This window comes from Marivivens marinus, from assembly GCF_035969385.1.
GTDB lineage: Bacteria > Pseudomonadota > Alphaproteobacteria > Rhodobacterales > Rhodobacteraceae > SELP01.
Genome location: NZ_JAYKKJ010000008.1, coordinates 183,311 through 191,795, shown reverse-complemented (window position 1 = coordinate 191,795; position 8,485 = coordinate 183,311). Strand labels below are relative to the sequence as shown.

The following is an 8,485-nucleotide window of genomic DNA, read 5'->3' as shown; positions in this document are numbered from 1 at the left end:
ATCACGCGCGAAGACCTGACCGAACGGGCCGCACGGTTCGGCAAAAACGGATACGGCAAATACCTCAGCGGGTTGGCACATGCCAAGGGAGGTGCCGAATGAACGGCGGCTTCGATTGGCAAGAACACGCAATGTCCGGCAAGCTATGCAGCTGTAAATTGCAAATTTGCCTTCCTTGTGCTCTCTTGTTCGAGCGGGGCGCAGACCGGCATAGCAACCGACGTGCCTGCAAAGGGATGGGGCATCGGTGATCAGGCTTAGCGAAAAGATCTCTGAACTGGAACGATGGCAGAAGCAGGCTATCCTGCTTCTTGTCGACCTTGCGCTCATTCCGACTTCGTTTCTGTGCGCATTGTTCCTGACCCGCGAGATTGCAGGGGCAGCGGGGATATTTGCGGGGCAGGGGTTGTCGCCGATCCTCTTGACCGCGCTGATATCCGGCGCCGCCTATTCCGTGGCGCTGGAATTGCCGAGGATCAAACTGAACGCTTTTGAGCGGCAGGCGATCCTTCGAACTGTTGGCTTCGCCGCGCTGGTCGGGCTCACGACCGGAGCTTATTCGTCCGTCCTCGGTGACAATGGCCTGACCGCGAGAACGATCATCGCCTTTACAATGATCCTGACCATCAGTGTGGTGACAACCCGGCTTTTGATGCGCGAGATCTTGAACCTGATCAACTTGCAGGGGCAGATCCGAACCAAGGTTCTGATCTACGGGGCAGGCCAGACCGGGGTGCAAATGGTAAGAGCCCTTCAGCATGACCCCAACGTCGTCGCTGTCGCCTTTGTAGACGATAACCCGACGTTGCACGGCATGATGATTGCGGGGTTGGCCGTCTATCCGTCCGTCCGTATTGAAAGCGTGATCAAGGAGCGTGGAATCAGCCGTGTGGTCCTTGCAATGCCCTCCATCGGTCGGGCCAAGCAAACGCGGATCGCCCGACAGCTTTCGGCGCTTGGTTGCGATGTCCGAATGTTGCCCTCGTTTGCCGCGCTGGTCGGAAATGGCCCGATCCTGGAAAAGATCGAGGCACTTGACCCTTCGGCCTACTTGAACCGAGACGGGTTGAACTGTGGCGACGATGACAGCCTCTGTTCTATCTACCGGGAGCAGTCGGTCATGATCACCGGGGCAGGCGGGTCGATCGGATCGGAACTCTGTCGGCAGTTGCTGTTGTGCCAGCCGACGAGGCTGGTCCTGTTCGATGTAAGCGAGGCCGCGCTGTATCAGGTCGACAGGGAAATGCGTGATCTTGCCGCGATGACCGGAACAACGGTCGTTTCGGTTCTGGGGTCGGTGACCGATCCGGTCGCGGTGTCCCGCGCCATTCACGTTCATGACGTTTGCGTCATACTCCACGCCGCGGCCTACAAGCACGTCCCGATGGTCGAAGAGAACCCGGTTTCGGGCCTCGTCAACAACGTGATCGGCACCAAGGTTGTGGCAGAGGCCGCTTTGGATGCAGGGGTCGCAAACTTTGTTCTGGTTTCGACGGACAAAGCTGTCAGGCCCAAGAACATCATGGGCGCAAGCAAGAGGCTGGCCGAAAACGTCATCCAAGACCTATCGGGCAAGGAAAGCGGGACGACGTTTTCGATTGTGCGCTTTGGCAATGTTCTGGGGTCGTCCGGATCGGTCATCCCGTTGTTCGAGGAACAGATTTCCCGTGGGGGGCCGGTTACCCTCACCCACGAGGACGTCACCCGCTATTTCATGACCATTTCCGAGGCCGCCCGGCTCGTCCTCATGTCCGCGACATATGCCGAGGGTGGCGATATCTTTGTTCTGGATATGGGCCAGCCGATCCGGATCCAGGACCTTGCGCGCCAAATGATCGAACATGCCGGGTATTCGGTGCGGGATACCCTGAACCCCGAAGGGGATATCAGGATCGAAGTGGTTGGCCTTAGGCCGGGCGAGAAGCTGCACGAGGATCTTCTTGTCGATGTCAGTATCGACAAAACCCCACATGAAAAGATCCTGCGTGTGGCAGAGCCCCCAATGTCCGAGCTTGAATTCGCCTCTCTGATCCGAACGATTTCGAAGGCGTCCGAAGGGTTGGACAGCGACACGGTCGTGAAGGCTGTTCAACGATGGCTTGGGCGCGAGCGCCCGGCTGCATCCGGCGATGCCATCCCGACAGTCTCTGGCCCGATCGACCGGATAGATTTCGGGAACTAAGACACGGCTCCGCATCTGACGGCGCCTAACCGGTTGGAACCGTCCTCCTACTCAGTTAACGGTAGTTCGCGCATAGACTCGGGAGGGATCGTGTTCGGGCGGGTGCTTTCATTGTTCCGCAGGTATCGGCTCCGCCACGAGGTGCTGACCGGCCGCCCGTTTCCGCTTTGGTCGCGGGATGGGGCGCCGATCGGTTATGTCGACGTCATCACGTACAATAACGGGCGCTTACGTGTGGCGGGCTGGGCCGCTGTGGACAAGGTTTCCCTGCGCTATCTGGGGACGGCCGTGGAAATGGCGCCGCGCCTTCTGCGCGAAGACGTCGCGCGGCGAACGGGCGGTAACCCCCGGGTCGGTTTCGATCTGACGATTGGGGGTCTTGGCGGGCTGATGTATCACCCCGGTGCGCCGGGGCTTGAACTTGGCGCGGATGCTGATCCGGTTCCCCTCGTTCTGCCGCGCCGTCCCAGCGCCTCTATCTTGCTGCGGTTCCTTGCCGATGCCTGCCGGGCCGGACCAGCGGCGCTGTCTTGGTTGGCGACCCGTGACCCGCGCCACAAGGCGCGGGTGAAAGAACGCCTGGGGTTCTCGGCCCATGCGCCCGCACAATTGGCACAGGTCGACTTTCTGCCGTCACAACCCCGCCCCGCCCCAATCGCAGAGGCCGGGCCGGTGACCATCGTCGTTCCGGTCTACAATGCGTTCGATCTGCTGCCCGATACCCTTGGGCGGCTGATCCGGCACACCGACGTCGATGCCCAACTGGTGGTGGTCGAGGATCAGTCAACCGATCCGCGTGTCCGCCCTTTTCTGCAGCATTGGGCCGAAACGGTTCCCGCCGACTGGCAGGGTCGCGTTGAACTGATCGAAAACGATCAAAACCTTGGTTTTATCGGCAGCGTCAACAAGGGACTGGCCCGTGCGGTCGAACGCGGAAATCATGCAATCCTCGTCAACTCCGATGCGCTGGTTCCTGCGGGTTGGACCAGTCGATTGCTTGCACCTTTGCAGGCTGCGGCCTCTGTCGCGACAGTGACGCCGCTGTCCAATGACGCGGAAATCTTTACCGTCCCGGTCATCTGCAAACGTACCGGGATCGCATCCGCCGATGTCGATTCAATTGACGCGGTTGCGCGCAACATTGATGGACAAGCAGCGCTTTTGGAGGTGCCGACCGGGGTCGGTTTTTGCATGGCCATCTCCGGGTCGTGGCTGCGGCGGATACCTGCCTTGGACGATGCGTTCGGGCGGGGCTACGGCGAAGAAGTGGATTGGTGCCAACGTGCCAGGTCCATGGGGGGCATACATGTTGCAGCCCCCAACCTGTTCGTGGGCCATGTCGGCGGCGAAAGCTTTGGTGCTGATGCCAAGGCCGGATTGGTCGCTGCAAACCACCGCATTATCCAGGATCGTTATCCCACCTACGACGCCGAGGTCCAAAGCTTTATCCAGACCGACCCGATGGCAACTGTCCGGTTCATCGCTGCGTTGGGTTGGGCAGGGCGCGATGCCACCCGCCCGGTCCCCGTCTACATCGCCCATTGGATGGGGGGCGGGGCCGATCACTATCTGACGGACCGGATCGAAAAAGATGGAACCGCTGTCGTCCTGCGGTTTGGTGGCCCCAACAGGGTCCAGGTCGAACTTTGGATCGGTGGGGCAAAGACTTCTGTTGCGACCGATGATCTTGATTTCGTGACGCGGGCGATGTCGCTGCTTCCGCGCCGTCACGTGGTCTACAATTGCGCGGTCGGGGATCAGGCGCCAGCCGAACTGCCCGCGTTTCTGCTGGGGCTCGTCAAGGACCGGCAGGATCGGCTTGAAATCCTGTTTCATGATTTCTTCCCAATCTCCCCGTCCTACAACCTCTTGGATGCGGACGGTGCCTATCGCGGAACCCCGCTTGGTCCAACGTCAACCGATATAGCCCATACGTTGCGCGACGGCTCTGGCCAGGTGATCACGCTGGCAGACTGGCAAGGCCGTTGGGGGATGGTCATGAAGGCCGCGACCGAGGTTGTCACGTTTTCCAACGACAGCATGGGCCATGTTCTCGCGGTCTGGCCCGAACTTGCCGGCAAGGTGCGGTGCCGACCCCACGAAATGCGCCGCCCGGTTCCCCGTGTCGATCCACCGCGCACCGACACGAGGACCGTGGCTGTCCTGGGCAATATCGGGGCGCAAAAGGGCGCGGGCCTGATCGCGCCGCTTGGCGCGGCCTTGGCCGCAAAGAACATCAGCCTTGTCGTGATCGGTAATGTTGATCCCAGCTATGCGATTCCATCCCGGATAACGGTGAACGGAACCTACGATGTTTGCGACCTTCCCGACCTCGTACAGCGCTACGGGATTACCGAATGGCTGGTCCCGTCCATTTGGCCCGAAACGTTTTCCTACACAACGCACGAGGCCCTGGCCACCGGCCTGCCGGTCTATGCATTTGACATCGGGGCGCAGGGGGCGGCGGTGAACCGCGCCGACAATGGCCACCCGGTCAAGTTTGGACCAACAGCGACGCTGGCCACCCGACTGGCCGAAACCATTATCGGCTAAAGCCACCCCCGACGCGCGGCAAGCCAGAGCGCCATCGTTCCCGCCCGCGTCTGCCGGTGCAGGCCAAGCGCGCGGATCGCGTCCGAGGTCCTGCGCGGGCCGTCCTGTCGGGCCTTGGCGAAGGCCAGCGCGGTTTCGCGGGCCGCCGGGGTCAAAACCTCGGCGACCGCAAGAAGGGCCCGCTCATTTGCATCAAGCCAACCCCGGTAGGTCCCATTTTGCAGCAGCCTTGTCCGGGCAAGACGCGAGGCAAGCCCGCGATGTACCCCGATCAGGTTGCCGCCATGTTGGACATAGTCCAGCGTCGGGGTCGGATCGACGATAATGGCCGCACCCGTCCCCGCAAGAACCTGGTAGATCCACCAGTCGTGGCTTGGAACCCCGGCCTTGATCGCAGCGGTGGCCGTTCGGCGCAGCAGGTCCGCCGCCGCCGGGTTGGCCACGATTGTATTGCCGCACAGGACCCCCTGAACCAGCGCATTTGCAAAGGACGGCCCCGCCGGAAAGACGGCCGGTCGCCCCAGGGGGCGCAACCTGTCGTCCGTCGGGCGGAAGCTGCTGGCATAGACCGCAGGCCCGTCGTGGCCCGTCAGTGCGGCCGCAGCACGAGCCAGCTTGTCCGGATACCAATGGTCGTCCTGATCACAAAAGGCGATCAGGGCGTCGGGTCGGTCGTGGCTTTGGACAAGCAAGGTCAGGAAGTTGCGGGCGGCGCGTCCGATCCCATGGGGTAGGTCACCGCCTGGCATGGCGACGACGCTTTCAACCCGGCCCGGATTGTCCTTCGCAAAGGCCGTGATCCGGTTGATTGTGTTATCAGAGGACTGGTCGTCTCCGACCCGAAGGGCCCAACTGGAAACCGTTTGACGGGACAAGGACGCCAACTGCCGGTCGATCCGTGCTGCACCGTTGCAGGTCGCCATCAGGACAAGGAATTCGGGATCGGTCACGCAGGCTCGCCTTGGTCATCACGAAGGGTCGTTCCATCGGTTATGTCGGGCGATGCCCTGGGGCGCAATCCCACGCCTACATCAACCCGATGTCGTTCGAGAGGATGTCAAACGAATAGACACCGTCCAGCGTCAGGCTTCCTGCCGCACCAAAATCCAGAACCACCCCTTCCAGCACGATCGAGGCAAAGCTGAGAACCTGTTGCGGTGTCAGTGCCCCCCCGCCCCAAAGGGCCGGATCAAACAGGATCGTGTCGCGGTTGTCTTCGAAATCAAGGATGTGATCGCTGCCTCCGTCAAAGACAAACACATCGGCACCGACATCGCCGATCAGAATGTCGTCCCCCACCCCGCCAGCAAGGGTATCGTCGCCGCCGCCGCCGCGAAGTTCGTCATTCCCGGCATCGCCAGACAAAGTGTCCTGCCCGCTGCCACCTGACAGGTAGTCGTCCCCGTCGCCGCCGAAGATCGTGTCCAACTGCGTGCCGCCATAAAGAATGTCGTTCCCGCCCCCTCCGTAGATCAGGTCGTGGCCGGCATCGCCCTCGATCACGTCCGATCCGTCGCCGCCAAACAGGCTGTCGCGGCCCGAACCGCCTTCCAGCGTGTCATCACCGGTTCCGCCCCAAATCGTATCGGCCCCGATGCCGCCTTGGACGATATCCGCACCGTCCCCACCGAACATTTCGTCGCTACCTGCGTTTCCAGACAGGCTGTCGTTGCCCCCGTCTCCATGGATCACGTCAAATCCTTCGTTGCCCGACAGGATGTCGTGATCGGCGCCGCCATACAGAAGGTCGGCGCCCTTGCCACCTTCGATGATATCGTCCCCTGCGCCGCCAAAGATCGTATCTGAACCGAAGTTGCCGAACAGGTCGTCGTCGCCCAGATCACCGTTCAGAGTGTCCAGCCCGTTGTTTCCGTTGATCACATCGTTCCCTGCGCCACCAAAGATTTCATCCCAGCCGATCCCGCCTTGGATAATGTCATCGCCGGGGCCGCCCAGGATCACATCGCTGCCGGCGTTCCCGGCCAGGGTGTCATGTCCGTCGCCCCCCTGAATCGTGTCCGCCCCTGCTTTGCCCTGAATGCTGTCATTGCCCCCCAACCCATCAAAGTGGTCGATGCCGACGTCCCCGATCATCGTGTCATTGCCGTTGCTGCCGTAGATCGTCGGGTCGTTCACGGGGTCAGGGTTGGGTTCGATATCGAAGAACGACAGCCAGCTTGGGTGATAGTGTGCAGGCCCGAAGTCCACGACCGATGCCAATTGGTCAGCGGTCAGCGGCGACCCGTCCGCGGTATAGATGACAAGATGTTCGTCGCCATAGGTGATGACCGCGCCAAAATCCCGGCTGTGAAATCCCAGTTGCCCCAGATTGCGAAGGAATGGCCAATGCGACAGGTCAATCCGATCCTCGGCAGGGTCGAAATCAAGGATCATGTCCGAACCGCCATCCCAGCCGAACACGAAGACATCGGCGCCAGCCCCCCCGGTAAGCCGGTCCACGCCCAACCCGTCCTGCAAGACATCGTTGCCAGCCCCGCCGTAAAGGTAATCGTTGCCGCCGATGCTGGACAGAAGATCTGCCTCTGACGTGCCAAGCAAGGTTTCGTTCGTCATGCTGCCCGTGATGGCCGAACCAAGCCCGCCAAGGTCGACCGACAACCAGGTCAGCCCCTGGGTGCCGCCCCCCGCGGCCACAATCTGCAACGCACCGTCAGCGGAGGATAGGGACAGCGCCGATATTTCGGTCAGGGCCATATCGACCGTGTCTTCGATTGATCCGTGGTGAAAGATCATGCCGCCGGGCAGGATTTCGAACAGCGACAGACCCATGTCGTTCCCGGCGGCAACTGCAAAGGTGCGGCCGTCAATCGTATGGGTGTCAAGCGCGCTGGTGCCGCCGAACCGGGTGCCCAGATCGTCGATGATGTGGTCGGACAGCGCAAAGGTGCCATCGTCGAAAACCTGATACAGGCTCAGCGTTCCGCTGGTGGCCCCCGCGATCAGGGCATAGGTCGCCCCGCCAACAGTGATAATCTCAATGGCCGCCGGGTCACCGATGCCCGGGCCATCGGCGGCGGCCTCACTGGTGGTGGCGGTCAGTGATCCGCTTGGCCCGACAAGAAAGCTTTGGACTGTTGCGCCCCCGCTTCCAGCGGCGATAAGAACCTCTTGCCCGTTGACCATCGCCATGGCCATGGTTGTCAGTCCCGGCGCGGGTTCGCCGCCTTCAAGGAATGACCGGTTGCCGGTCGCGGTCTGGCTGATCCGCATTCCGCTGGGTGGGTCCTCTTCCAGCAGCAGGATCGTCGGGCTTTGCGCGCCCGGTTCAAGAACGAACAGGCAGACACCCCCGGCAACTTGCGACGAGGCGATCGCGGTCAATCCGTCAGGGAGGGTGGCGGTGCCAGTCAGCGATACCGCATTGCCCAGCCCGCCATCCGCAGCGACTTGGAACACCACGGCGCCGGTGCTGGTGCCTGCTCCGGCGATCAGGGCGTGCGCCGTTCCTCCGACAGTGATGGTTTCCAAGGAAGGGATCGACCCGGCGGTCGTTGCGCCCGACAGGGCGATGGCGTCCAACTGCGTCAGCGTTCCGTCCGCATTCAGCACAAAGGCTGCCGCCCCCGCTTCGCCGCCACGGGTCGTCGTCCAGACGACAGGCCGTCCATCCGGCGTCATCGCCCCGGCCATATCGGCCACGGCGACGACCATCGGATCGTCCATACCAGAAAGTGTCTGCACATGTTGGAACACGTGTCGACCACCCACAACTTTTTCACCCAAGGCGAA

Annotated in this window: 4 protein-coding genes; 2 read left to right on the top strand and 2 right to left on the bottom strand. The window is 61.8% G+C overall.

What is annotated here, in order from left to right; genetic code table 11:
• Window positions 1-247: 247 nt before the first annotated feature.
• Both U3648_RS13555 and U3648_RS13550 read left to right on the top strand, forming a co-directional pair.
• Window positions 248-2,182, top strand: a complete 1,935-nt coding sequence (locus tag U3648_RS13555; protein WP_420859767.1) for a polysaccharide biosynthesis protein — start codon at window positions 248-250, stop codon at window positions 2,180-2,182.
• 252 nt (window positions 2,183-2,434) lie between these two features.
• Complete coding sequence (locus U3648_RS13550; protein ID WP_420859766.1) at window positions 2,435-4,735, top strand: glycosyltransferase; 2,301 nt, start codon at window positions 2,435-2,437, stop codon at window positions 4,733-4,735.
• On the opposite strand, the gene U3648_RS13545 is transcribed toward U3648_RS13550, so the two are convergent.
• Both U3648_RS13545 and U3648_RS13540 read right to left on the bottom strand, forming a co-directional pair.
• Window positions 4,732-5,685, bottom strand: a complete 954-nt coding sequence (locus U3648_RS13545; protein WP_420859765.1) for a glycosyltransferase — start codon at window positions 5,683-5,685, stop codon at window positions 4,732-4,734. The genes U3648_RS13550 and U3648_RS13545 overlap by 4 nt on opposite strands.
• Window positions 5,686-5,761: 76 nt before the next feature.
• Entirely contained in the window at window positions 5,762-8,437 is a 2,676-nt protein-coding gene (locus U3648_RS13540) for a hypothetical protein (protein WP_420859764.1), read from the bottom strand.
• Window positions 8,438-8,485 lie beyond the last annotated feature (48 nt).